This is a genomic window from Bacillus sp. OxB-1 (assembly GCF_000829195.1).
Classification (GTDB): domain Bacteria; phylum Bacillota; class Bacilli; order Bacillales_A; family Planococcaceae; genus Sporosarcina.
The window spans coordinates 238,457-263,758 of record NZ_AP013294.1; the positions used below are offsets into that span (position 1 = coordinate 238,457).

Annotated in this window: 25 protein-coding genes; 11 read left to right on the forward strand and 14 right to left on the reverse strand. The window is 48.2% G+C overall.

The annotated features are described in order from the left end of the window. Window positions 1-2: 2 nt before the first annotated feature. The 8 genes from OXB_RS01390 to mutY all read right to left on the reverse strand — a co-directional run bounded on the left by OXB_RS01390 (window position 3) and on the right by mutY (window position 8,940). The gene (locus OXB_RS01390; protein ID WP_041071221.1) at window positions 3-1,007 is read right to left on the reverse strand and encodes an ABC transporter permease; all 1,005 of its coding nucleotides are present in this window, start codon (window positions 1,005-1,007) and stop codon (window positions 3-5) included. 94 nt (window positions 1,008-1,101) lie between these two features. Further along, entirely contained in the window at window positions 1,102-2,748 is a 1,647-nt protein-coding gene (locus OXB_RS01395) for an ABC transporter substrate-binding protein (protein ID WP_041071224.1), read from the reverse strand. A 24-nt stretch (window positions 2,749-2,772) separates the two neighbouring features. Continuing rightward, window positions 2,773-3,759 (reverse strand): ABC transporter ATP-binding protein, encoded by a 987-nt coding sequence (locus tag OXB_RS01400; protein ID WP_041071226.1) that lies wholly within the window; start codon window positions 3,757-3,759, stop codon window positions 2,773-2,775. Next, window positions 3,731-4,753, reverse strand: coding sequence for an ABC transporter ATP-binding protein (locus OXB_RS01405; RefSeq protein ID WP_041071228.1), 1,023 nt, complete (start codon window positions 4,751-4,753; stop codon window positions 3,731-3,733). Before OXB_RS01405 ends, OXB_RS01400 begins: the two co-directional genes overlap by 29 nt. 254 nt (window positions 4,754-5,007) lie before the next feature. Further along, a complete protein-coding gene (locus OXB_RS01410; protein ID WP_041076100.1) occupies window positions 5,008-6,735 on the reverse strand; it encodes an ABC transporter ATP-binding protein in 1,728 nt (575 codons plus the stop codon). A 78-nt stretch (window positions 6,736-6,813) separates the two neighbouring features. Further along, the gene (gene ntdP / locus OXB_RS01415) at window positions 6,814-7,359 is read right to left on the reverse strand and encodes a nucleoside tri-diphosphate phosphatase (RefSeq protein ID WP_041071230.1); all 546 of its coding nucleotides are present in this window, start codon (window positions 7,357-7,359) and stop codon (window positions 6,814-6,816) included. 260 nt (window positions 7,360-7,619) lie between these two features. Further along, complete coding sequence (locus OXB_RS01420) at window positions 7,620-7,811, reverse strand: gamma-type small acid-soluble spore protein (RefSeq protein ID WP_041071232.1); 192 nt, start codon at window positions 7,809-7,811, stop codon at window positions 7,620-7,622. Window positions 7,812-7,884: 73 nt separating this feature from the next. Then, window positions 7,885-8,940, reverse strand: a complete 1,056-nt coding sequence (gene mutY, locus OXB_RS01425; RefSeq protein WP_084212359.1) for an A/G-specific adenine glycosylase — start codon at window positions 8,938-8,940, stop codon at window positions 7,885-7,887. A 130-nt stretch (window positions 8,941-9,070) separates the two neighbouring features. Between mutY and OXB_RS01430 the strand changes: the two genes are divergently transcribed. Then, on the forward strand, window positions 9,071-10,054 hold the full coding sequence (locus OXB_RS01430) for a metal-dependent hydrolase (protein WP_041071234.1): 984 nt from the start codon (window positions 9,071-9,073) through the stop codon (window positions 10,052-10,054). 232 nt (window positions 10,055-10,286) lie between these two features. Here the strand turns inward: OXB_RS01430 and OXB_RS01440 are convergent, their stop codons facing one another. Beyond that, window positions 10,287-10,619, reverse strand: a complete 333-nt coding sequence (locus tag OXB_RS01440) for a YfhH family protein (protein WP_041071238.1) — start codon at window positions 10,617-10,619, stop codon at window positions 10,287-10,289. Continuing rightward, window positions 10,606-11,421, reverse strand: a complete 816-nt coding sequence (gene recX / locus OXB_RS01445) for a recombination regulator RecX (RefSeq protein WP_041071240.1) — start codon at window positions 11,419-11,421, stop codon at window positions 10,606-10,608. The genes OXB_RS01440 and recX overlap by 14 nt, the downstream gene beginning before the upstream one ends. Before the next feature lie 81 nt (window positions 11,422-11,502). Here recX and OXB_RS01450 point away from each other — a divergent pair, with 81 nt between their 5' ends. From OXB_RS01450 to OXB_RS01475, 6 genes are all read left to right on the forward strand, one after another. After that, on the forward strand, window positions 11,503-12,405 hold the full coding sequence (locus tag OXB_RS01450; protein WP_041071242.1) for a TIGR01777 family oxidoreductase: 903 nt from the start codon (window positions 11,503-11,505) through the stop codon (window positions 12,403-12,405). A gap of 128 nt (window positions 12,406-12,533) precedes the next feature. Beyond that, window positions 12,534-13,337 carry a polysaccharide deacetylase family protein gene (locus OXB_RS01455; protein WP_041071245.1) on the forward strand — a complete coding sequence of 268 codons (804 nt, stop codon included), beginning with the start codon at window positions 12,534-12,536 and terminating at the stop codon, window positions 13,335-13,337. Window positions 13,338-13,404: 67 nt separating this feature from the next. Next, window positions 13,405-13,791: an OsmC family protein gene (locus tag OXB_RS01460; protein ID WP_041076104.1), complete on the forward strand. Its 387-nt coding sequence runs from the start codon at window positions 13,405-13,407 to the stop codon at window positions 13,789-13,791. 562 nt (window positions 13,792-14,353) lie between these two features. After that, window positions 14,354-14,530 (forward strand): SE1561 family protein, encoded by a 177-nt coding sequence (locus OXB_RS19020; RefSeq protein ID WP_173425983.1) that lies wholly within the window; start codon window positions 14,354-14,356, stop codon window positions 14,528-14,530. Window positions 14,531-14,550: 20 nt separating this feature from the next. After that, entirely contained in the window at window positions 14,551-16,089 is a 1,539-nt protein-coding gene (locus tag OXB_RS01465) for a fumarate hydratase (protein ID WP_041071248.1), read from the forward strand. A gap of 637 nt (window positions 16,090-16,726) precedes the next feature. Continuing rightward, entirely contained in the window at window positions 16,727-18,634 is a 1,908-nt protein-coding gene (locus OXB_RS01475; RefSeq protein WP_144399630.1) for a heavy metal translocating P-type ATPase, read from the forward strand. A gap of 31 nt (window positions 18,635-18,665) precedes the next feature. Here the strand turns inward: OXB_RS01475 and OXB_RS01480 are convergent, their stop codons facing one another. Both OXB_RS01480 and OXB_RS01485 read right to left on the reverse strand, forming a co-directional pair. Beyond that, entirely contained in the window at window positions 18,666-19,643 is a 978-nt protein-coding gene (locus OXB_RS01480) for a YihY/virulence factor BrkB family protein (RefSeq protein WP_084212539.1), read from the reverse strand. Window positions 19,644-19,672: 29 nt separating this feature from the next. Further along, window positions 19,673-20,053 (reverse strand): hypothetical protein, encoded by a 381-nt coding sequence (locus OXB_RS01485; protein ID WP_041071257.1) that lies wholly within the window; start codon window positions 20,051-20,053, stop codon window positions 19,673-19,675. A 230-nt stretch (window positions 20,054-20,283) separates the two neighbouring features. Here OXB_RS01485 and OXB_RS01490 point away from each other — a divergent pair, with 230 nt between their 5' ends. Together OXB_RS01490 and OXB_RS01495 are read left to right on the forward strand one after the other, a co-directional pair. Further along, window positions 20,284-21,636 (forward strand): alanine/glycine:cation symporter family protein, encoded by a 1,353-nt coding sequence (locus OXB_RS01490; RefSeq protein ID WP_041071260.1) that lies wholly within the window; start codon window positions 20,284-20,286, stop codon window positions 21,634-21,636. A gap of 81 nt (window positions 21,637-21,717) precedes the next feature. Then, window positions 21,718-21,939, forward strand: a complete 222-nt coding sequence (locus OXB_RS01495) for a DUF1128 domain-containing protein (protein WP_041071263.1) — start codon at window positions 21,718-21,720, stop codon at window positions 21,937-21,939. A gap of 48 nt (window positions 21,940-21,987) precedes the next feature. Here OXB_RS01495 and motB read toward each other — a convergent pair whose 3' ends face one another. Together motB and motA are read right to left on the reverse strand one after the other, a co-directional pair. Continuing rightward, a complete protein-coding gene (gene motB / locus OXB_RS01500) occupies window positions 21,988-22,749 on the reverse strand; it encodes a flagellar motor protein MotB (RefSeq protein WP_041071266.1) in 762 nt (253 codons plus the stop codon). Then, window positions 22,733-23,548, reverse strand: a complete 816-nt coding sequence (gene motA / locus OXB_RS01505) for a flagellar motor stator protein MotA (RefSeq protein ID WP_041071269.1) — start codon at window positions 23,546-23,548, stop codon at window positions 22,733-22,735. Before motA ends, motB begins: the two co-directional genes overlap by 17 nt. A gap of 186 nt (window positions 23,549-23,734) precedes the next feature. Between motA and OXB_RS01510 the strand changes: the two genes are divergently transcribed. Both OXB_RS01510 and OXB_RS19025 read left to right on the forward strand, forming a co-directional pair. Continuing rightward, window positions 23,735-24,967 (forward strand): aminopeptidase, encoded by a 1,233-nt coding sequence (locus OXB_RS01510; protein ID WP_041071272.1) that lies wholly within the window; start codon window positions 23,735-23,737, stop codon window positions 24,965-24,967. 111 nt (window positions 24,968-25,078) lie between these two features. Further along, a complete protein-coding gene (locus OXB_RS19025) occupies window positions 25,079-25,219 on the forward strand; it encodes a hypothetical protein (protein ID WP_173425984.1) in 141 nt (46 codons plus the stop codon). Window positions 25,220-25,302: the final 83 nt, after the last annotated feature.

Sequence of the window (25,302 nt, forward strand, 5' to 3'; positions counted from 1 at the left end):
CCTTAGTCGTATTTAATCCTCGGATCAATCAAGCCATACAACAGATCGACAACCAGGTTAATCATGACAAATATGAATGCCACGATGAGAATGCCGGATTGGATGACCGGATAATCCCGATACCCGATAGCATCGTAAATATAGCGACCGATTCCCGGCCACGCGAAGATTGTTTCTGTCAAGATTGCTCCGCCCAATAGCATTCCCGTCTGCAGTCCAACAATTGTCAATACAGGAATGACCGCATTTTTAAGTGCATGCTTATAGACGACCCAGAACATTTTTTGCCCTTTCGCACGTGCGGTCCGGACGTAATCGGAACGCATCACTTCAAGCATACTTGATCTGGTCATTCGCGCAATAATGGCCATCGGTATCGTCGCCAAGGCCACCCCAGGCAATATGAGATGCTTGATCACGACCCATGTCTGGTCGAAACGGCCTTGCAACATCGTATCCAATACATAAATATTGGTGATGGCGTTTACCGGATCCCTCACCTGTTCCCTTCCCGTTACCGGCAGCCAGGAAAGCTCTAATGCGAATACCCACTGACCCATGAGACCGAGCCAGAAAATCGGCATAGATACTCCGACCAGAGCAAAAATCATTGCTCCATAATCAAACCAGGAATTTTGGAACCACGCAGAAATGATTCCGGCATTGACGCCGATTACTACTGCAATAATGATTGCAAAGAAAGTCAGCTCCATTGTCGCTGCTAAATAAGGCCAAATTTCATCCGCAACGGGCATGCGGGTCCTCATCGATTCTCCAAGATCGCCTGTCAGAATCCCTCCGAGATACTTGAAGTATTGGATATACCAAGGGGTATCGAGGCCGAGCTTTACGGTCAATGCTTCAACCGCTTCTTTCGTCGCTTGCTGCCCCAGGATAATCTGGGCGGGGTTTCCCGGAATCGCCCGGATGATCATGAAGACGACGAAGGTCATTCCGAGAAGAACCGGAATAAGTTGCAGCAACCTCTTCCCAATATAGCTGATCATAGTTTCACCTCTCCGACATTGGATTTCAATTGACTATGTAACTCCGTTAAAAGGGAAAAGGGAGAAATCCTTCCGGCCTCTCCCTTTCCTTTTATCACTTGAATTCTACGTTTGACAGTAGATCAGATCCTGTCGGATGAGGTTTTAATCCTGTTAATTCCTTCACGCCTCCAAGTAATGGCGTCGAGTGTGCAATCGGCACCCAAGGAGCTTCTTCGTGAATGATTTCTTGCGCTTTCTTATACAATTCGACACGCTTCTCTTCATCTACCTCTGTTTGTGCCGCAATGAAAATCTCGTGAAGCTCATCGTTTTTATAGTACGTGTAGTTATTGCTTCCGATATTATCTTCATCTAGCAAGACATAAAGGAAGTTATCCGGGTCTCCATTGTCCCCAGTCCAACCGAGCATGAAAGCATCGGCGTCCCCTTTACTAGCCAGATCCAGATAAGTACCCCACTCATGGGAAACGATTTTCGCTGTTACGCCGATATCTGCAAGGTTTTTCTGGATGACTTCCGCCACTTTCATACCATCCGGCATGTACGGGCGTGGAACTGGCATTGCCCAAAGTTCCATCTCGAAACCGTCTGCAAGACCTGCTTTTGCAAGAAGTTCTTTTGCCTTTTCAGGATTGTATTCGTATGGCTCGATATCATCGTTATAACCGGAAATGGATGGCGGCATCGGGTTTTTCGCGATATCCGCACGACCTTCGAAGAACGAATCAATGATGGATTGTTTGTCGATTGCGTAATTCAGCGCCTGACGGACTTCCTTTTTATCGAATGGCGGGCGTGTCACGGTCAGCCCCAAGTATCCGACGTTCATGGAAGGACGTTCGAACAATTGCAGATTTTCATCGTTTTCAATTCTGACACCATCCGATGGGTTGATGCCATCCGCCAAATCGATTCCTCCAGACATAAGCTCGTTCAAACGCGCTGAGTTGTCCGGAATGGCACGGAAAATGACTTTATCAAGCTTAGGCAGTCCTTCTTGCCAGTAATCTTCGAATTTTTCAATCGTAATCGTATCATTCGGTCTCCACTCGACGAACTTGAATGGTCCTGTACCGACCGGATTTCTTTCAAACTGGTCATCGCCTTGTTCAAGAGCTGTCGGACTCGCAATCGCAAACATATCCATTGCGATATTTTTCAAAAATGGAGCCTGTGCGCGTGTCAATTTGAAGATGACTGTGTAGTCACCGTCAGCTGTGACCGACTCAATGATATGCCCTTCATCGCCGTTGAACCCTCCGAACATGGAGTTGTAATACGGGAACGTATCCGCATCTCCATTAGCCCAGCGCTCAAAGTTCTTCACGACCGCTTCCGCATTAAAGTCAGTGCCATCATGGAATTTGACGCCCTCACGCAATTTGAACGTGTACGTCAATCCGTCTTCACTCGGCTCCCACTCTGTTGCAAGACCCGGATGAATCGTTGTATCCTGCTCCCCAAAATTCAATAGCGTTTCAAAAACGTTTTTCGTGACTTTGAAAGTTTCCCCTTCTGTTGTTCTCGACGGATCAAGTGATGTCGAATCTCCACCACGACCGAAGACCAATGTCTTATTTACGTTCTCATTGCCCGCGTCTTCATTTCCCTTTGTCTCTCCGCCGCTGTCGCCCTCTTTTCCCGACTCTGTCGTCCCGCTATTCGAACATGCCGCCAAGACAGTCGATAAAGCAAGGATAAGCATCAGGGCAAACAACCAAATTCTGTTTTTCCTCATTTTGACCCCTCCATCTGATTTATATCAAACGTCGGCCGAATCACCGTATAGATGACAGGCGACAGAATGACCAGTCTTATTTTCCTTTAGTTTCGGAACCGCTTTCATGCAAATGTCCATGCGATGCGGACAGCGCGTGTGGAACGTGCACCCTGTCGGCGGATCTGCGGGATTCGGGATATCCCCTTCCAGCAATATCTGTTCCTTCTTGAATTCCGGATCAGGCACAGGCACCGCGGACAGGAGTGCCTGCGTGTACGGATGAAGCGGTTCGGAATAAAGTTGTTCACTATCTGCGATTTCCACAATTTTACCTAGGTACATTACGCCGACCCGATCGCTTATATGGCGGACGACCCCCAGGTCATGCGCAATGAAAATGTAAGTCAGATTGAATTCTTTTTGAAGATCCTGCATCAAGTTCAAGACCTGCGCCTGGATGGAAACATCCAATGCCGATACAGGCTCGTCCGCTATGATCAGTTTCGGGTTCGTCATAAGGGCCCGGGCAATCCCGATCCGTTGCCGTTGACCGCCGCTGAATTGGTGAGGATACCTTTTCGCATGGTATTCACTCAAACCGACGATTTCCAAAAACTCATTCACTTTCCGCTTCCGTTCTTTCGGATTCCCAATTCCATGGACAATGAGCGGCTCCTCAAGAATCTTTCCGACCGTATGCCGTGGATTGAGCGATGCGTAAGGATCCTGGAATACCATTTGGATATCCCGCCGCATTTTCCGCATCTCCTCCGCTGTCAATGAAGTGAGGTCTTTCCCTTCGAACTCCACCTTGCCATCGGTCGGTTCCAACAGACGCATGAGCATGCGCCCTGTCGTCGATTTTCCACATCCCGATTCTCCGACGATGCCAAGCGTTTCGCCTTCATTCACATAAAAAGAGACATTATCGACCGCCTTCACTTCCCCTACGGTCCGAGCGAGAAGCCCTTTTCGAACGGGGAAATACTTCTTCAAGCCATCAACTTTTAACAAGGGTTTTGTTACCATCCATCCCTGCCCCCTCTCTGTCGTATAAGAAACAACGCGTCTGATGATCATCCGAAGTATCATACAGGGCAGGATTCTCCTTCAAACAACGATCGAATGCAAATTCACATCTCGCAGCAAACCTGCAGCCATGCCGGATCGACCCAGGCCTCGGGACGTTGCCGGGGATGGAGTATAATCGATCTTTCTTATACCGCATATCCGGAACCGACTGGATCAGCCCTTTCGTATATGGATGTTGTGGATCCTCAAACAGCTTTTTGACCGGCGCTTCCTCAATGATCTGGCCTGCATACATGACGATGACCCGTTCGCACGTCTCTGCCACGACACCGAGGTCATGCGTGATGAGAAGGACAGCAGTTCCGAGCCTTGTATTCAGTTCGTTCATCAATTTCATAATCTGCGCTTGGATCGTAACGTCCAAAGCAGTTGTCGGCTCATCAGCTATCAGTACCTTCGGGTTGCAGACGAGCGCCATCGCAATCATGACACGTTGCCTCATACCACCTGATAATTGATGAGGGTAATCGTTCACGAGCTCGGCCGCCCTCGGCAATCCAACCAAGTTCAGCATCTCAATCGCCCGTGCAATCGCTTTCATTTTTGGCATTCCCTTCTCGTGGATCCGGATAGCTTCCGTCATCTGGCTTCCGATTGTGAAAAGAGGGTTCAACGAAGTCATCGGTTCCTGGAAAATCATCGCAATTTCATTGCCCCGGATCTGCCTCATTTGCTTTTCGCTCAATTTCAGCAAATCCTTATCTCCATAGAGGATTTCACCGCCTACAATTTTCCCAGGCGGTTTCGGGACAAGCCCCATGATGGATAAGGAGGTGACACTTTTACCGCAACCCGACTCCCCTACGATCCCAAGAACTTCCCCTTCCTTCAGATGGAAATCGATGTGATCCACTGCAGGAATTTCCCCTGAATCTGTGAAAAAGGTCGTTTGTAAATCATTCACTTGGAGGACCGTTTTTCTTCCATCCATCAAATCACCTTTTCTTGATTTTTTTAATTATTCCTAAAGGTATTCACTATTATACAACCAATTTTTGCAAAGGCAATACATTTTAGTAGACTAGTAATATTCTGTCAACGCGTTAATCTAGTAGCGTATTAAAGCGCATTTTCACTTTTATAAGCAGATTGATCGTTTGCACTGCAAAACGACAAAATCACTGCGGACAATAATATCATCCTGCAATAATTTTGTCGTTTTTTGAAAATTACTTTATTTTAAAATCAATCTCCAAGCATTTGCACTTGGAACAAACTACGATAAACCCCTTCCTGACTCATCAGTTCTTCATGAGTCCCGCTTTCCACCAGTTGCCCGCCATCGATTACAAATATTTTGTCTGCATGGGTGATCGTCGATAACCGGTGAGCGACAATCAATGTCGTCCGGTCATGGACGAGCCGGTCGAGGGAATCTTGGATCAGCGCTTCACTTTCCAAATCAAGGGCGGATGTCGCTTCGTCCAGAATCAAAAGCGGTGGGTTTTTCAGGAAGACGCGGGCGATGGCGATCCTTTGCTTTTGGCCGCCCGATAATTTGACTCCCCGTTCTCCGACTTTCGTGTCGTATCCTTCCGGCAGAGATTCGATGAAATCATGGGCGTTGGCCGCTTTGGCCGCCGCGATGACTTCTTCGTGGGTGGCATCGGGTTTCCCCATTAAAATATTGCTCTCCACGGAATCACTGAAGAGAATTGTGTCCTGCATGACGATCCCGATCTGGTCGCGCAATGATTTAATCTTCACATCACGCACATCAACGCCGTCAATCCGGACTGCTCCTTCCGATATATCGTAAAACCTCGGGATGAGACTGACAATGGTCGATTTCCCTCCCCCGCTCATACCGACGAAGGCGACTGTTTCCCCTGGATTGACAACGAAGTCAATATCTCTCAATACGGTATGCCCTGCCTCTTCGTACGCGAAACTTACCTTGTCAAATTCAACCTTTCCAGCCAGTGGCGGCAGATCTTTGGCATTTTCCTTATCGGTAATATCGTACTGTTCCTCCATCAATTCAAATACGCGGTCCATCGATGCAAAGGACTGTGTCAGTGTAGTGGAGGAATTGACGAGGCGCCGCAGCGGATTATATAAACGTTCAATATAGGCGATGAAGGCGACCATCATCCCGACAGACAGTTGTTCATTGATGACTTGGTAGCCGGCGTAACCGATGACGAGAAGGGGAGCGACATCGGTGATCGTATTCACGACAGCGAAAGCTTTGGCATTCCACTTCGTATGGTCAATCGCCTTTTTCAAAAAGTCGCTATTCGTTTCATCGAATCGTTCTTTCTCTTTCTCTTCCAAGGCGAAGCCCTTAATGACACTGACACCGGCCACCCGTTCATGAAGATAACTTTGGACATTCGCCAACGATTGGGATCGTTTACGGGTCAAGTCCCGTAATTTCCCGAAGAAATGTTTGACGCTGAACGCGTAAAACGGGAAGGCCAGCAAGGTTACAATCGTCAGCTGCACATCCATCGTCAACATGATGATGACTGCAATTATGATCGTAGCCAAATCCAACCAGACATTCATAAGGCCGATCATGACAAAGTTCTTTGTCTGTTCCACGTCATTGATGACACGTGAAATGACTTCTCCTGCACGTGTATTGGAATAATACCGTAAGCTCAGCCTTTGCAAATGGCTGTATAATTCCTGCCGGATGTCATATAAGATTTTATTGCTCACGTACTGCGCATAATACTGCCGATAGTATTCGACAGGCGGACGGAGGATGAAAAAGATCACCATCGTCCCGCCGAGCCAGTAAAATAATTGCCGGGTCATCTCTTCTTTCGTCAATACATCCGACATGATAATATTGTCAATGACAATCTTCATCAGCAATGGGATGAAAAGCGGGATGGCAAACTTCACGATCCCGATGAAGATCGTCAAAATGATGAGCCAGTTATAAGGCTTGACAAATTTCATATATCTCCTGATGCTGTCTCCCAATCACTATGCCTCCTATCGAAAAAAGCCCGCCGCGTCACTCCGCAGTCAGGCTTTTCACTTGTTGTTATGAACCTGTTTATAAAAATGGTAGCGCGAAGTCCAAACGTCGATGAAATCGGGAGCGAAAGGCCCTCTGCGCTGTTCAATCCACCGAATGAGCGTATCCAGATTCCGTTGGAGAATCTGATCGATCACATCGGGATACCCCATCTCTTTTTTATGCTCCGCATATTCATCTTCATCCAATATAATATAACTCATATCCGGAAACACTTTTACATCAAGGTCATAATCGATGTATTTCAGCGACAAGTTATCATAGACGAATGGCGAGCTCATATTGACGTAGTAATACACGCCATCTTCTCTTAACATGCAAATGATATTGAACCAATGCTCCGCATGGAAATAGCAGATAGAGGGCTCCCGCGTCAGCCACGTCCGGCCGTCCGCTTCCGTCACAAGCGTACGTTCATTACCGCCAATGACGATATTGCGCGTGCCTTTCAAGACCAATGTCTCCTGCCAGACACGGTGGATGCTGCCATTATGCTTATAGCTATGTACTTGTATCGTTTCTCCTACAGGTGCAATCGCCATGCTATTCCCCACCTTTGTTCCGTCAAGCCAGAAGCTCGCTGGATGCTGAACACGCAGTCGGTTCTATCGAAAAAACGACCTGGACTGCGGACCTCTGCTGGCCGGCGTCCCATACAATTTTTGCCGCCGGAAAGTTTTGGATTATGTTATCCATTCATTATATCAGCAGAACGGGGAAATTTAAAATGATTCGGCCCTGCCCAAAAAGAAACCGGCGGAAGCTTTTGCTCCCGCCGGCCGGTGATGACCATCCACCTAACTTACTTTGTTCCGAATTGGCTTGCATTTCCGGAAGCTTTTTGCTTGTTCGCCTCCGATTGTTGGTTTTGCTGTCTCACCTGATTCACATCAGTTTCAGAAGCAAACTCCTCCTTCATTGCATTCGGTTGCGCGGAAAGTTGGTTTTGTTTACGTACTTGCTGCGCATCAGTGAAGTTCGGTTTTTTTGTCATGGATATTCACCTCCGTGCTAAATAGAATGTGCAGAGGTTATTGTTTTATTCATTTAAAATCTTCCATTTTCAATTATCTATGTTGAATGGCATCCCACATTTTAATGACCGGCTTTGCTTTCGGCAATTGCTGTACTTCTTCAGCGGAGAAGAACTCATAGCCTTCGGGAAGCGATCCGCTAAGGCGCATCCTTCCCTGATAACTCTCGACCTCCCATGTGATATGGGAAAAGACGTGCTTGAATGAAAGCAGCCCCTTCAATTCATCTGCCTCCACGTTCATCGACTTTTGCAGTAATTGGGCCGGTCTCAGTCCATCCTTGTTCTCGATCATGGGGAATTCCCACATATTCGCGAGCAATCCTTTTTCAGGGCGCTTGCGCAACAGCCACTCGCCAGTTTCATTTTGTAAAGCGAATGCAGAGAGGGAGGTGATCTTCGTCTTCGTTTTTTTCGATTTGACCGGGAGCTCTTCCTGCCGGCCTTCTTGGAATGCCGCGCAGAAATCGCGCACTGGGCAAAGGAGGCATCTTGGCCTCGGTATGCAAATCGTTGCTCCCAATTCCATAAGCGCTTGATTGAAGGAAGAAGGGTCTTCTTGATCGATTAAATCCATGACGACTCCTTCAAACACTTTCCTCGTTCTCGGCAAGGCGATATCGTCTTCTATCAATAAAATACGGGAGAGGACGCGCATGACGTTTCCGTCGACCGCATGTTCAGGAACTCCATAGGCGATGCTCAATACGGCACCCGCGGTATATGGGCCCACTCCCTTTAAAGTGGAGATCTCTTTGCGGGTTGCCGGCACTTCTCCTCCATATTTCTCCAGAACCTCTCTCACTCCTGTTTGAAGGTTGCGGGCACGCGAGTAATAGCCGAGCCCTTCCCACATTTTCAACAGTTCCTCTTCATCCGCATTTGCCAGTTCTTCCATCGTAGGATACGCTTGGATGAATCGTTCATAATAAGGGATGACCGTTTCCACCCGTGTTTGCTGCAGCATCACTTCGGAAACCCATATGTAATAAGGATTTTTTGTTTTCCTCCAAGGCATCTCCCTTTTTTCATGATGGTACCATGATAAAAGAGATTGTCGAAATATGTCCTTTTGTTCAATAACTTGCATAATTTCCTCCTTGCCGACAATGCTTAACGTTGACCGTTACCGGGTATTCAAGTATATAATTGCTATAAGTGACATACTAAGATTATCGATTCCACGCTTGTCCTGACTGCAAGCGAAAGGAGTGATTGTTTTGGACACTGGAACGCATGTTGTCATGGGGGTGGCGTTAGGCGGACTCGCCCTTGCCGACCCGGTCGTGGCAGCAGATACGTCAACATGGAGTGCGGTTGCTGCAGGTGTCCTGATCGGCTCATTGATACCCGATATCGATACAATATTAAAGCTGCGAAATAACGCAGTTTATATACGCCATCACCGTGGCATCACCCACTCGATTCCCGCAGTGCTTCTTTGGCCGCTCGTCATTTCCATCCTGTTATCATTACTGATTCCGGATGCGGTCTTCATCCATTTATGGGCATGGACGTTCCTTGCTGTCTTCCTGCATGTCTTCGTCGACATTTTCAACTCCTACGGAACGCAAGCGCTGCGTCCGTTTTCCCAAATGTGGGTCGCCATCGGAGTGATCAACACGTTCGATCCCGTCATTTTCGGGCTGCATGCCGTCGCCTTGGTGACATGGTGGCTTGGAGCCGACCCGGTCGCTACCATATTGACACTGTATGCTGTCGTCTTTCTATACTATCTCCTGCGGTTCGCAACGAAGTCCGCTGTGAAGCAAGCCGTGCTGCATACAGTGCCCGACGCAACGGAAGTGATCATTGCGCCGACGATCCGGTTCTTTCAATGGCGGGTCGCAGCTTCTTCGGAAACCCACCATTATGTGGGACGCGCTTACGGGCGCTCGGTTACGATATACGATCGGTTCGAAAGGACCCCGATGCCCGAATCACCGCAAATTGAAGCCGCGATGAAAGATGAAAACATCAAGGCTTTCGTATCTTTCTCCTCCATTTATCGATGGTCGATCGCAAACGTCGGGGACTTATGCGAAGTGCGCCTCATCGATCTGCGCTACCGGAGCAAAGGCTACTACCCATTCGTCGCGGTAGTGCATATAGACGAAGACCTAAATATCGTCAATTCCTATACGGGTTGGATTTTCTCCGAGGACAAGTTGATGAAGAAACTGAAATTTGTTCCCAACTCCTGAAAAGGGGCTGTCCGAAAAGTCCAGGCACAGAGTTGGATACTAGCAAAAAGCAAGGGCGCCGGGAGACTCCTGCGGGAAAGCCGGCCGACGAGACCCCGCACGGCTGTAAGCCGGAGGAGGCTCGTCGGCTGGCCCGCGGAAAGCGACCAGAGCCCTTGCTTTTTGCGTGTTTAACCGGAAAATCCACTTTCTGGACAGCCCCTTTTCTTTGTTTTCAAGACTAAAGCCGCCGTCATTTCCCATCCTTCACGGATTTTAACATCGCGACAGGCAATGCCTCGACAGCTTGCTCGCTTCCTAACCGGTAGCCCCAAGCGAAGCGGCCTTTCAAATAATCGACATGGAAATAAATCCCTTCATCCCCTTCAATCCGATAAATCTCTCCCGGTACAATCGTTTCGAGGTCGACTAGATATGATTGGGCCATCACCACTTTCCGTTGGTGGACGGCGAACTCGTTGATCATCCCCAATTGCTCGGCTTTCCTTGCCTTCTCGCGTAAGTTGGCAATTTCCCTCCGCAATTCATGCTCGGTCATTTCACTATAGTTTTTATTGTTCTCCATCTTCCTCAAGCTCCTTCTTCTCAATGAATCGATCTATCAGTTCGAGCGGAATTCCTTTTTGATACATGGTCTGCTTCACTCGGTTCCGCCGCTCCCTACCGTCATATTTTGAACTATGCCTACGCCACGCCTTCTCGCCGACCGATTCCAGGATCGTCTCCCACTCATCCTCTTCCCTCTCAAAATCGACTTGGGCTAGCGCTTGCTTAATAATATCAAATGCATACCCTTTGCGGAGCAAAGCGTTTTGGATTTTTTGCTTCAGTTGGGAAGGGGTGATGGAACGGTTCGCTTCCGCCGCCTTTGTCGCCAGCTTCGTCGCGATTTGGATCTGTTCTTCCTCGGAATAACCATCCAGCACCTTTTCCTGCAATTCTTTTTTGATCCCTTTCTTTTGCAGCTCTTGTCGGATAGCCCGTGGACCCTTATTCGAAGTTTTCACTTGCGTCTGCAATAACGCTTCCGAGAAAGATTCGTCATTCAGGAAGCCAAGGTTTTTCAACTTCACGATCGCTTCCATCACGACCGCCTCACCGTAGCCGGCATCCAACAGCTTCGTCTTCACTTCGTGTTCGCTGCGCATCCGGAAGCCGAGAAAGTGCAGTGCCCTGTTGAAAGCTTTCCGGATCTCATCTTCGTACATCATATCATCGATGGACCAATCTTCGAGGGACATGCCCTTCGTTAAGCCGAATTTCACAAGAACGGTTTCATGTACACTGAAAGCATATTTCTCATCGAGGAAAATATTGTAACGCTCGCCATCTTTCTTCTGTTGTGTTATTTTCGTAATAACAGGCATGGATCAAGACCTCCCCACTTTCTATTAGTATACATGTTCTATCACTATCATTCACTCTACTAGGGAATTGGAGGGAAGGAAATGAAAATCGTTATCGCAGGCGGTTCGGGATTCATCGGATCGGAAGTGACCCGGCTTTTATTACAGGAGGGCCATGAAGTGATCATTTTGACGAGACGAGCGCGGTCGTCGGATGGGAGGCTCTCATACGTCGAGTGGCTGCACGGCGAAGCTTTTCCGGAAAAGAAGATAGGTATGGCCGATGCCTTCATCAATCTCGCCGGCGTTTCCATCAATGGAGGACGTTGGACACAAGAGCATCAGAAAAGGATCTATGACAGCAGGATGACCGCAACCGATGAACTGCTGCGGATCATCCACGCTTTGCCAAAAAGGCCAACCGTCTTAGTCAATGCAAGCGCTATCGGGATTTATCCAGCTTCGGAAACCGCCGTCTACACGGAACAATCCGACGAAGTAGCCTATGACTTCCTCGGGCGGACTGTGATGGATTGGGAGAAGAAAGCGGCAAGTGTGGAAGAGATCGGAGTTCGGGCGGTGTTTACAAGATTTGGTGTCGTCTTAGGAAAAGACGAAGGGGCTCTGCCACTGATGGTCCTGCCTTATCGGCTGTTTGCAGGCGGCAGGGTCGGATCAGGTAAACAGTGGCTTTCCTGGATTCATGTAACGGATGTCGCTCGTTCAATTGTTTTCGCCATTACCCATGAGGAGATCCGGGGACCCGTCAATATCACTTCCCCGAATCCCGAACGGATGGATGATTTCGGCAGAACGATCGGCGAAACATTGAAACGTCCCCATTGGCTGCCGGTCCCTTCATTTGCCATGAAATTGGCGCTTGGAAAGAAAAGCGCCCTCGTCTTGGAAGGGCAGCATGTCCTACCCGAAGTCCTCCGACAAAACAGTTTTACGTTCAAATTCCCGACGCTTGCAAGCGCCCTCCAAAGTATTATGCAAAAATAATGTATATATGCAATGCAAATGCACATCCTACCGACAAAAGCCCCGGGTGCCTTAATTATCGAACGCCCCGCTGTTCGAATCTCCGGCACCCGGAGCTAGACGTAAAAAAAGGAAGGGTGCGTTTTTTTATGTTGAAAAGCCACGGACTAGGTATCCTTTTGGCTGTCGTCATCGCATTGAGCGGTCTACTTCTGAACCCATTCTCAGCTAGAGCGGAAGAATTTCACTGGGGATTCAAAAAAGCCACCGACGGCATTCCGCCGAATGCGGGTGCCACGCTGGATGCGCTCTTGGATAAGCATGGGGCTATCTATAAAGGCAAACCCGAAGAGAAAATTGCCTATTTGACGTTTGATAACGGCTACGAAAACGGCTACACGGAAAGCATTCTCGATACGTTGAAGAAAGAGGGAGTCCCGGCAACCTTCTTCCTGACAGGGCATTATTTAAAAAGCGCCACCCCCCTCGTGAAAAGAATGGTCGCCGAAGGACATGGCATCGGGAATCATTCATACGACCACCCGAACATGGCCAATTTGTCAGAGAAGCGGATGGAGGAAGAGTGGACGAAATTCGATGATCTGCTCCGCGAATTAACCGGAGTGAAGCGGACAGTCTACGCGCGGCCGCCTGAAGGGATTTTCAATGAAAAGCTGTTAGCGAAAGGGAACGAGCTCGGTTACCGTCATATTTTCTGGTCTGTCGCTTTTATCGATTGGCATGCCGATAAGCCAAGAGGCCGAGACTATGCGTACAATGAATTGATGAAACAACTCCATCCCGGCGCTGTCATTTTAATGCACACCGTTTCCCCCGACAACGAGCAAGCCCTTCCCTCTTTCATCCAAGATGCACAAAAAGCGGGCTATACGTTCCGTTCTTTGGATGATCTTGTGCTGGAGTATGAAAATGTGAATACGTATTTTTGGTGAGACCGAATCCAACGTTTTCACTCTTCTAGCCGGGTAAGGTATAATTCAGCAGAGGAGGTGGTGGATGATGAAATTCGAAATGACTGAAAATGCGTTCGAAACATCAACATCATTTGGAAAGCTGACAATATCGGGCAATGAGGAATACGGATTCAGACCTTATCAATTATTAGTTTCCTCGCTCGCCGTCTGCAGCGGAGGGGTTCTGCGGAAAGTGTTGGAGAAAATGCGGATGCCTGCTGAGCACATTACAATTGAAGTGAAAGAAGTCATCCGCAATAAAGACATCGCAGACAGACTGGAAAAAGTCCATATTCACTTCATCATCAGCGGAGCGGAAATCAATGAGGCCAAACTGCCGAGAGCAATGGACTTGACGAAGAAAAACTGTTCAATGGTCCAATCCGTCATTGATTCCATTGAAGTGGTGGAAACATACGAACTTAGGAAGTAAACAAAAGCGCAGGGCGCCTGCTCAGCCCCGACAAGCACTGGCCGACTAAAACCGCCGCGTCCTGCGGCAACGTCGGCACTAGGACGTCCTGTACGTCGGAGGGCATGCCGAAAAGGCGATTTTTGCCTTTTTGGAAGACCGAAGCGACTCGAGGGGCTGGCGCCCGGAGTCTGGCCGTGAACACTCCTGATTGGAAGGTTATCCAAATGTCTAGATTTTATAATTTCCCAAGTAAAAAAGACCCGGTCCATATCTGTGCTCAGATTGGCCGGGTCTTCACGTTTTATTAACTTCACTATTCAGTTTCATCGGCATTGTTCGTAGTTGTCTTGAAGCACTTCTACTTCAGACGTTTACGGATCCCCTCCTTTTTCATCAGGATTCGATTCGTCTCTACTCTTGCCCTCCTTTTCTAGTGGATTGTTTGTATCGTACCACATTATTTTTATTTTGTAAACATTCTGTTAAGTTGAATTTTCAATTGATTCGAAAGTTCTATTGGAGTCCATTGAAAAAAGAACCTTTTTCGTATACCATGAAGACGATGAAAAGAGGTGTTAGGATGGCCAACCCACCAACGAACAATCAGATTGAGGAAGTAAAAAGCAGGCTTCAACAATTCCTCATCACGCTCGATCAAATCGAACCCGAAACGACCGACTTGGATGAAATCGACCGGTTGATCGGGATGATTGATGATCTCGAAGAGAAGATGGAAAAAATCAAAACAGATAAGTGAATTCACAGGGGGAAATAGAGATGTACATAGAAACAATCGAAAAAAGCATGTATGACCTCATTTGCGAAACGTCAACGAACCTACCAAAAGATGTCAGACGGAAAATTCGTGCTGCCAAAGAGCAGGAAGACGCGGGCACGCGGGCTGCAATGAGCTTGGATACGATTGCGAAGAATATCAATATGGCGGATGAAAAACTATCACCGATCTGCCAGGATACCGGTTTGCCAACATTTAAAATCAGAACCCCGATCGGCGTCAATCAACTTGAAATCAAGGCGGCGATCAAACGCGCCATTGTCCAAGCGACCAAGGACGGGAAACTCCGCCCGAACTCCGTCGATTCCTTAACCGGCGACAACAGCGGAGACAATCTCGGAATCGGACTACCGGTCTTCAAGTTCGAACAATGGGAAGAAGATCATATTGAAGTGAAACTCATCCTGAAAGGCGGCGGCTGTGAAAATAAAAACATCCAATACAGCTTGCCGACGGAATTGGAAGGCTTGGGCCGTGCAGGCCGCGACTTGGACGGCATCCGCAAATGCATCCTGCACTCCGTATACCAGGCTCAAGGACAAGGCTGCTCTGCAGGCTTTATCGGAGTCGGAATCGGCGGAGACCGTTCTTCCGGATACGATCTAGCAAAGGAACAACTATTCCGTGAAGTGGACGATGTGAATCCGAATGAACAGCTTGCGAAATTGGAAGACTATATTTTACACACAGCGAACACGCTTGGCATCGGAACAATGGGATTCGGCGGTGAAGCGACACTGCTCGGTTGTAAAATCGGCGTCATGCACCGGATTCCAGCAAGTTTCTACGTCTCGGTCGCCTATAACTGCTGGGCTTACCGCCGTATGGCCGTCGACATTGACGCCCAAACAGGCGGAATCACAAGATGGCATTACGATGACGGAGAGAAAATCGCGTTCGACCAAGAAGCGGCACCCGCTCCGGCAAGCCAATCCTCCCGCACTGTCGAATTGACAGCGCCGATTACGGAAGCGCAAATCCGCGACTTGAAAGTGGGAGATGTCGTAAAAATCAGCGGCCGCATCTATACGGGCCGCGACGCCATCCATAAGCATCTCTCCGAAAACGATGCACCTGTGGACCTGGACGGTCAAATCATTTACCACTGCGGCCCGGTTGTCTTGAAAAACGAAGACGGCAGCTACGAAATCAAAGCTGCCGGCCCGACGACTTCCATCCGGGAGGAACCGTACCAAGGCGACATCATGAAGAAATTCGGAATCCGCGCGGTCATCGGAAAAGGCGGCATGGGACCGAAAACCCTCGCAGCACTGCAAGAGCACGGCGGCGTCTACTTGAATGCCATCGGAGGCGCAGCGCAATATTATGCGGACTGCATCAAAGAAGTCGAAGGCGTCGACCTTCTCCAATTCGGCATCCCGGAAGCGATGTGGCACTTGCGAGTGGAAGGCTTCACAGCGGTCGTCACAATGGATTCACACGGCAACAGCCTCCACGCAGACGTGGATAAAACCTCGCTTGAAAAACTCGCACAATATAAAGAGAAAGTATTCAGCTAACCTCTATAGACCCTTTAATGGAAATTTCCATTAAAGGGTTTTTCATTTGAATCCGGCTTGGGTGAACTTGTGCTCCTTGGCATTGAACTGGCACACCTTGGGGGCTGAGCTGGCACACCCTCGGAAGAAACTCGCACACCCGGGGACCGAACTGCCACACCCCGCAAGGAAACTCGCACACCCCGATGAAACTGGCACACCCTCCACAGAAACTCGCACACCCTGCAAGGAAACTCGCATACCCCGACGAAACTGACACACCCTCAACAGAAACTCGCACACCCGGGGACCGAACTGGCATACCCTGCAAGAAAACTCGCACACCCTGACGAAACTGACACACCCTCCACAGAAACTGGCACACCCTGCAAGGAAAAGCAGGGTAATCTCCTCCACAGTTTTGAACTTTTCCATGATTCCCTCCTCAATCTAACTCTATCTAAATTAAGGCGTAAATAGTTTGCCAAACGGGAAGCATAATAGTACTCTTCCCTTTTTGAGCATGCTATAATTCAGTTAATAATAATTCTAATCTTATATTCATTATTCTTACTCCATGATAACTGCTTTGTATCCTATTTTTTATCTTTATTATGGTATATGAAAGTGAATCTCATTCTCAATTAGGAGGGATCAAATGATAAACTTTGCTGAACGCCAGGAGAAGGCGGAACCGATCAACTGGAGTGCCCATATCGAGTTGATTGCCGCTATCATTTCTGGGGTATTAATCGTTCTAGCCTGGATGATCGGAAAAAACGGAGTTGAAAGCGGCTCTGTCGCTTTGTATATCATCGCGTTTTTGATTGGCGGATTTGCCAAGGCGAAGGAAGGCATCGAAGAAACGGTCAAGAACAAAGAGTTGAATGTGGAAATGTTAATGGTTTTTGCGGCGATCGGCTCTGCCATCATCGGCTATTGGGCGGAAGGGGCCATCCTGATCTTCATTTTCGCATTGAGCGGCGCTTTGGAAACTTACACTTTGAATAAAAGCCATAAGGAAATTTCCGCACTGATGGAGTTGCAGCCTGAGGAAGCTTGGCTTGTTCAGGAGGACGGAAGCGAAGTGAAGGTCCCGACCTCTTCCCTGTCACTCGGTTCCATATTGGCTGTGCGACCCGGGGAACGGATTCCGGTGGACGGGAAAATTCTAAGCGGATTGACCTCCATCGACATGTCCGCCATCAATGGGGAGTCCATCCCTGTGGAAAAACAAAGCGGGGACGAACTTTTCGCAGGGACCGTCAATCTAAGCGGCGCCATCCGGATGGAAATGACAAAACCGAGTTCGGAAACACTCTTCCAGAAAATCATCAATATGGTTCAGAGCGCCCAAAGTGAAAAATCACCATCGCAGCAATTCATCGAACGTTTTGAAGGCACGTATGTAAAGGTTGTATTGATCGCCGTTTTTGTCATGATGTTCCTTCCCCATTTTCTCTTCGGATGGGATTGGACGACGACCATTTACCGCGCGATCGTGCTTCTTGTCGTTGCTTCCCCTTGCGCATTAGTCGCTTCCATCATGCCGGCAACATTGGCTGCCGTGTCGAATGGGGCGAAACGCGGAGTCCTCTTTAAAGGGGGGGTCCATTTGGAACATTTAGGTACCCTGAACGCAATCGCCTTTGACAAAACAGGGACATTGACGAACGGGACACCTGTCGTAACGGATTTCCTTGTTCGTGAAGGAATGGAAGAAAAAGAAGCATTGTCCATCTTTGCCAGCATCGAATCCCAGTCGAATCACCCGCTCGCCTTGGCCATAACGAAGTACGCCACTATGCAAGGGGTTGATTATGAACGGCATATCCGGATGGAGGATGTGCCGGGCCACGGAATCAAAGCATATATGGATGACCGGGAGCTGCGGGTCGGAAATCCGAGGTTCATCGGCCCAGATTTGGCGTATGCGTTCCGCCAAGGAGCCGCAACCGATTTATTGAATGAAGGGAAAACGGTCATTTTCCTGAAAGATGAACAAGGGATCATGGCAGCCGCGGCTTTCAAAGACACGTTGCGCAAAGAAGCGGTGGAAGCGATCCAGCATTTAAAAAATGCGGGGATTCATACAATCATGCTGACCGGGGATAATGAGAAGACGGCAGCAGCGATTGCGAGAGAAGCCGGCATCGAATCCTTCGTCGCGGAATGTTTGCCCGAAATGAAGGTCGAGAAATTGAAGGAATTGCTGGCGGAACATAAATATGTCGGCATGGTCGGCGACGGCATTAACGATGCCCCCGCTTTAGCAACCGCAACTTCGGGTATCGCGATGGGGGAAGGAACAGATGTCGCCTTGGAGACCGCTGACGTGGTCCTTATGCAGAATGATTTGACCCGGATCTCCTATGCCGCTAAACTATCCCGAAAAATGCAGAGGATTGTAAAACAGAACGTCTTTTTCTCCATTGCAGTGATTATCGTATTGATCATCTCCAATTTCATGCAAGTGGTCGATTTGCCACTCGGTGTCATCGGACATGAAGGCAGCACCATCCTCGTCATTTTGAACGGTCTGCGAATGCTGAATCGGGTGGAATGAAATAAAGAAGCCAAAGAAAAAAGCAATGCTCTCATCCTGTGATGGCATTGCTTTTTTCTTTGGCCAATTGAGCTTGCTTCCGCTCTGTCATAACCGCGTTGAGTTGCCCGCCCAGCATAAGGATGATGGCGGAAAAATACATCCACATCATGAGCACGATAATCGCTCCGATACTTCCGTACGTATTCGAGTAGTTTCCGTAGTTCCCCACATAGAAGGAAAAAGCGAGCGACGTCACAATCCATCCGACTGTGGAAAAAATTGCGCCGGGCACAACACTTTTCAACCGGATTTTCAAGTTCGGAACAACCCAATAAATGGCTGCAAAAATGAGGAAAATGAGAATCGGCGGTACAATCCATCTAATACTTCCCCATAACTTCAAAAATCCTTCTTCCAGACCGAAATAGGAAAATGCGAGAGTCCCAATCTGCTGTCCGAAAACCGGAAGAACCAATGCTATGACCAAAACAACAATCAAAGCTATTGTAAAAACGACGGACATGGCGCGTGCCACTAAAAAGGATCTCGTCTCCGCGGCGAAATACGACCGATTCAGCGCTTTCGTCAAGGCGTTCATCCCCTTGGAAGCCGACCAAATGGTGGCAAGCGCCCCGATTGACAGCAACCCTCCATGGCGATTTGCCAAGACTTCCCCTAATGTTTTTTCGATGAGTTGGGCAACGCTCTCCGGCGCATATTCCCGGATGAACAGGAAGACTTCGCCTTGATCCAAATTCAGGAACGGCAGCAAGGTCATTAAAAAGATTAATAGAGGGAAAAGTGACAACAGGAAAAAGAAGGCGAGCTGGGAGGCAAGCCCTGTCACATCGACTTTCTTGATCCGCACTATCAATTCTTTAAAGAACCCTTGGGATGTCGTGACGTCGAATTTCTCCAAGTCGCCATCTTTGATATCCTCAACAAATCCCATGACACCAGATTTCTTCGGGTTTCTTTCCCTTTTTTTCTTCCGTTTGTTGCGTTCAAGGGTACGCTTATGTCCCATCACATTTCCGTCACCCCTTTCCATGCGACTCACTTTTTTACAGACGGATCGGTTAGTCCGGCTTCCTCTTGTACAATGGATTTATATTCATCTTTCGCCTCGACGAATGCCTCTTTCGTGTCCACGACCAATTCCTTCACTTGTGGCGTAAGCGTCTTCAACTCTTCGACTTGTGATTTCAAATAATTGGCGTCTCCTGAAAGTTGATTATAAACCAATTGGATCTTGTCTTTTTTCTCCATGACCATCTGTTTCAACTCATCTGGATTCTTCCTATAATGGCTGACATCAGATAGTAAGTTCTTAGATTTTCTCGTCACTTGTTCCCTCGTGCTCCGGTCAAATAAACTGATGACTGCACCTGCAAGAGCACCAAAAATAATAAATTTGCCAAACTTTCCATTGCCCATTGAAAACCCTCCAGTTCCAATTATTTCGCATATTCCATTATACCCGACAGCCCCTCAAAACAAACAATATTGCACGAACCACAAAAAATGTCTTGACGAACAGCCCCTACTTTCGGAATATTAACATTAACAATAAATCAATAAAATTTTGGAGAGGGATGTGAGGAAGAATAAAGTTCACAAGATAATCGGGGAATATACGTAGTGGAAAAAATAAGGGGGACTATGTGATGGATGCAATACAAGAATTTTTGGATAAAATAGGAGGAATTATCTGGGGACCACCCTTGCTCATTCTGTTGGTCGGAACCGGTATTTTTTTAACTGCGAGACTGGCCTTTATTCAAGTACGGTTATTGCCTTATTCCTTAAAACAAGTGTTTTCAAGAAAGCATGACAAGCAGGCCGACGGAGACATTTCCCAGTTCCAGGCATTGATGACGGCGATGGCCGCCACAGTGGGAGTCGGGAATATCGTAGGGGTTGCCGGTGCGGTGGCGACCGGGGGACCTGGAGCCATCTTCTGGATGTGGATGGCCGGATTTTTCGGCATGGCGACCAAGTATGGCGAGGCAATCCTAGCCGTCAAATACCGAGTGAAAGATGCGAATGGTCAAATGGCCGGCGGGCCGATGTATTATCTGGAGCATGGATTGAAACAAAAATGGCTGGGAATCCTCTTTGCCATCTTTGGCGCATTTGCAGCATTCGGAATCGGAAATGGAACGCAATCCAAAGCGGTTGCCGACGCGATGAGCGGCACATTCAATGTTCCGCACTGGGCGACAGGTGTCGGACTCGTCATTTTCGGTGCGCTAGTTATTTTGGGTGGCATCAAATCCATCGGACGAGTTACGGCATTTTTCGTGCCGATAATGGCACTTTTCTATTTTATCGCAGGAGCAATCATTGTTATCACCAACTTCAACCTCGTGCCTGATGCGTTTGCGTTAATTTTCAAAGATGCCTTCACCGGGCAAGCGGTTGCAGGGGGAGCAATCGGTGCGGTCATTCGATTTGGTGTAGCACGCGGATTATTCTCAAATGAAGCAGGTTTAGGTTCGGCACCGATCGCCGCAGCGGCAGCACGTACGGATATGCCGGGACGCCAAGCATTGATTTCCATGACCCAAGTTCTGTTTGACACTCTCGTTATTTGTACGATTACCGGCTTGACGATCGTCATGTCTGGTAAATGGGACGGTCAAGGGATCGAAGCCGACTTCTTGACGGCTGAAGCGTTTGGCGCGTTCCTCGGAAGCGCCGGTCCGATTGTCGTATCAATCGGTCTCATATTCTTCGCGACTTCCACTATATTGGGATGGAGTTATTACGGTGAGAAATGCTTCCAATACCTCTTCCCGAATCCGAAAGCCGTCTTTACGTACCGCGTCATTTTCGTCCTCTTCATCTTTGTAGGCGCTACAGCCAAGTTGGGCGTCGTATGGGCCTTGGCGGACGTCCTGAACGGTCTCATGGCCATCCCGAACTTGATCGGACTCCTTGGTCTGTCTGGAATCATTGTATTGGAAACAAAACGATTCCAAGCGAAAATCAAAGAGGAGAAAGAAGTCGCAAAATAAGAGGTTTTGGCTAGGCTGATTGACACGTTAATTGATTAATGGAATACTTGGATGGAAGCAAAAGAAAGGTGGCTAGGGCAGATGGATTTATCAAAACCTTCACCAGAAAATGTGACCTTCATGATAGAGCAGATCAAAGAGAAACTCCGCATGGTGAATGTGGATGCAATGAGAGCGGAAAACTTCAGCACGTCACAGTACGAAGACCTGCACGATATGTATCAACTGGTCATGAAACGGAACAATATCACGCCGAATGAAATGCAGGCCATCGCCGCTGAACTCGGTTCGCTGCGAAAATGAAAAAAGAGTGCAAAGCCGATTGTAGGCCTTGCACTCTTTTTCTATTATCTAGTCGGCTACCGAACCATCTTCCAATACAAGGGGCTGGATCAAAACTTCGACACGGCGGTTTTTACTGCGTCCTTCCGCAGTGTCGTTAGGAGCGATCGGATGATACTCCCCATAGCCCTTCGCGCTGAGTAAAAGCGGATCGATTTTATCCGACTCCATCAAGATTTTCAGGAAATTGACCGCCCGCATGACGCTCAGTTCCCAGTTCGACGAGAATTCCGCGTTGTTCATCGGCAAATTGTCTGTATGCCCTGTTATGACAATTTGCCGTGGCCTATCGAATACGAGCAATTCCGCGATATCATCCGCCAATCCCCTATACTCCGGCTTGAGATCAGCTTTCCCAGGGCTAAAAAGGATGCTGTCCCGGATGGTGACGAGCAGACCTTCATCCGTCAGCTTCGTTTCAAACTGGTTTTCCAATTCATGTACCGCGATATAATTATCCAAACGATCTTGGATTTCCCCCAGCGACCGTTGATCTTCCAAATAGGAGTTGTTCTCTTCGTTGACATCGACGGAATCTTTCGGCACAGGAACAGTCGTCGGTGCCGCTTGCTCCATCACACCTTTGCCCCCGTCGAAAATCTCGTTGAAGACTGTCGTCATTTGAGTGAACTTCGCTTCATCGATGGAACTGGAAGCGAATAAAACGATGAACAATGCAAGTAGTAGCGTCAATAGGTCCGAATAAGGCAGGAGCCAGGACTCATCCACGCCATGCTCATCATGTGATTTCTTCTTACGTCTCTTCGACAAACTGGCCAGCCCCTTTCTCGCTGGAATTTGCGTTCGCCAGTTTCTTACGCTCTTGGACAGATAGATAGGAAGCTAGTTTTTGCTCGATGACCCGTGGTGCTTCCCCTTCCAGGACGGAGAGGATCCCTTCGATCATCATATGCCGTTGCCGTGCCTCTTCCTTGGATTTCCGCTTCAACTTATTGGCAAAGGGATGCCAAAGGACGTATCCGGTGAAAATCCCGAGCAAAGTGGCGATGAAGGCGGCAGAGATAGCTAAACCAAGGGCGGCAATATCATCCAAGTTCTTGAGCGCCGCGATCAAGCCGACAACCGCTCCGAGCACCCCAAGTGTCGGTGCGTATGTCCCCGCTTGGGAAAAGATGAGGGCCCCCGCTGCATGGCGCTCTTCCATCGCGTCCACTTCCTCCGTAAGCACGTCCCGGATATAATCCGCATTTTGTCCGTCGATTGCCAAGCCAAGACCATTTTTCAAAAACGGATCATCGATTTCGTCCGTTTTCGCTTCAAGCGCCAGCAATCCTTCACGACGTGCAATATCCGCCCAACCGGAAAACATCCGTATGATATCTGCATCAGAAGTAAGCTTCTGTTCTTTGAAAATTTTCCCGAAAAGTTTCGGCACGTTCTTCAATTCACTCATCGGGAAAGCAATGACCACTGCCGCTACAGTCCCGACGAGGATAATCAGAATGGCCGCTACATTCAACAGGTTGTCCGGCGTGACACCTTTCATTGCCATACCGACGAAGAGGGCGACAAACCCAAGAACAAGCCCCAATATTGTTGATAAATCCATGATAGCCCCTCCAAGTAATCCATTCTTCTTATTACTTCGGCATTTTTAGACCTATCTTTAGATATGCTTCCATAAGAGTTGTATAATAATTTTATCTCCTGTCACAAGTTCTTAATATTTCTTTGATGACAGGAATTTCAAAGGCATGTAGGCCATTTTACGTATGAAGAGAGGAGCAATTTCACTATGACAACATTTGAAAACCGGTTGGAACGTTATGCGGAGTTAGCGGTCAAAGTAGGTGTCAATATCCAGCCAAATCAGTATTTGCTCATCAATGCTTCTACAGAAACCGTCGAATTTGTCCGGCTCATCGTCGAGAAAGCCTATGCGGCGGGAGCACGCCAAGTATTTGTCGACTGGGTCGATGATATCGTGTCCCGGATCCGGTTCGAAAAAGCCCCTGCGGAGTCCTTTTCGGAATTTCCCGCTTGGAAAGTGCAGGAGCGGGAGCAACTTGCGGAAAAAGGGGCCGCTTTCATGAGCATCACATCCCAAAGCCCTGATTTGCTAAAAGGAATCGATCCTGCCCGCATTGCCGAATCGCAAAAAGCAGCAGGACAAGCTTTGGACCGATTCAGACAACTGATGCAAGCCGACAAATTCAGTTGGACCGTCATCGCCGCTCCATCCAAAGCCTGGGCGGACAAAGTGTTTTCCGATCTTCCGGAAGACGACCGGGTTCCGGCCCTATGGGAAGCCATTTTCAAATCAGTACGAGCAGATCAGGAGAATCCCGTACAGGCTTGGATCGAGCATGACAAGACCTTGCATACCAAAGTCGATTATTTGAATGAAAAACGATATAGGAAACTTCATTACCGGGCTCCGGGTACCGATTTGACAATCGAGTTGCCCGAAGGCCATTTATGGTGCGGTGCCGGCAGCATCAATGAACAAGATCAGCCATTCATGGCAAATATGCCGACCGAGGAAGTCTTCACTGTTCCGTTGAAAACAGGAGTCGACGGGTTCGTCTCCAGTACGAAGCCGCTCAGCTATGGCGGGAATATCATCGACAACTTCAAGATCACCTTTCAAGACGGCCGGATTACAGAAGTAGCTGCCGAACAAGGGGAAGAGGTCCTGAAGCGTCTGGTAGATACGGACGAAGGGGCGAAATATCTTGGCGAAGTCGCACTGGTCCCTCACCACTCACCGATTTCAGAATCCGGATTGCTTTTCTTTAACACATTATTCGATGAAAATGCTTCCAATCATTTGGCAATCGGCAGCGCCTATGCGTTCTGTCTCGAAGGCGGCAAAACGATGTCCCGCGAGCAATTGGAAGAAAAAGGGCTAAACCAAAGCATCACCCACGTCGATTTCATGATTGGGTCCGATCAGATGGATATTGACGGCATTCGCCAGGATGGAACGGTAGAACCCATATTCCGCAGCGGAAATTGGGCTTTCTAAAATACGTCACAATTGCTGAAAACATTTTAAAAAGACCTTAAAAAGACTGGGACTTTACTGTATAATGAGAGCAGTGGCGAATAATTATATTGTAGAGAGGAGTCTTTTCACATGGGTCTCATGTATACAACAGTTATCGGTTATTCGGTCGTACTTGGTTTGGCTGCGATATTCACAATGCATTATCTATCGAAAGCTCTTGATTCTTCGGACGCAGAAAGAATCGATCCAAAACCGGATACTAAACTATAAAAGAGTTGCCTTTCAGCAACTCTTTTGTTTTATTAGATAGTATGATGTCCTAATTACGGGCGCCCTGTCCCATGCTAAAGCCA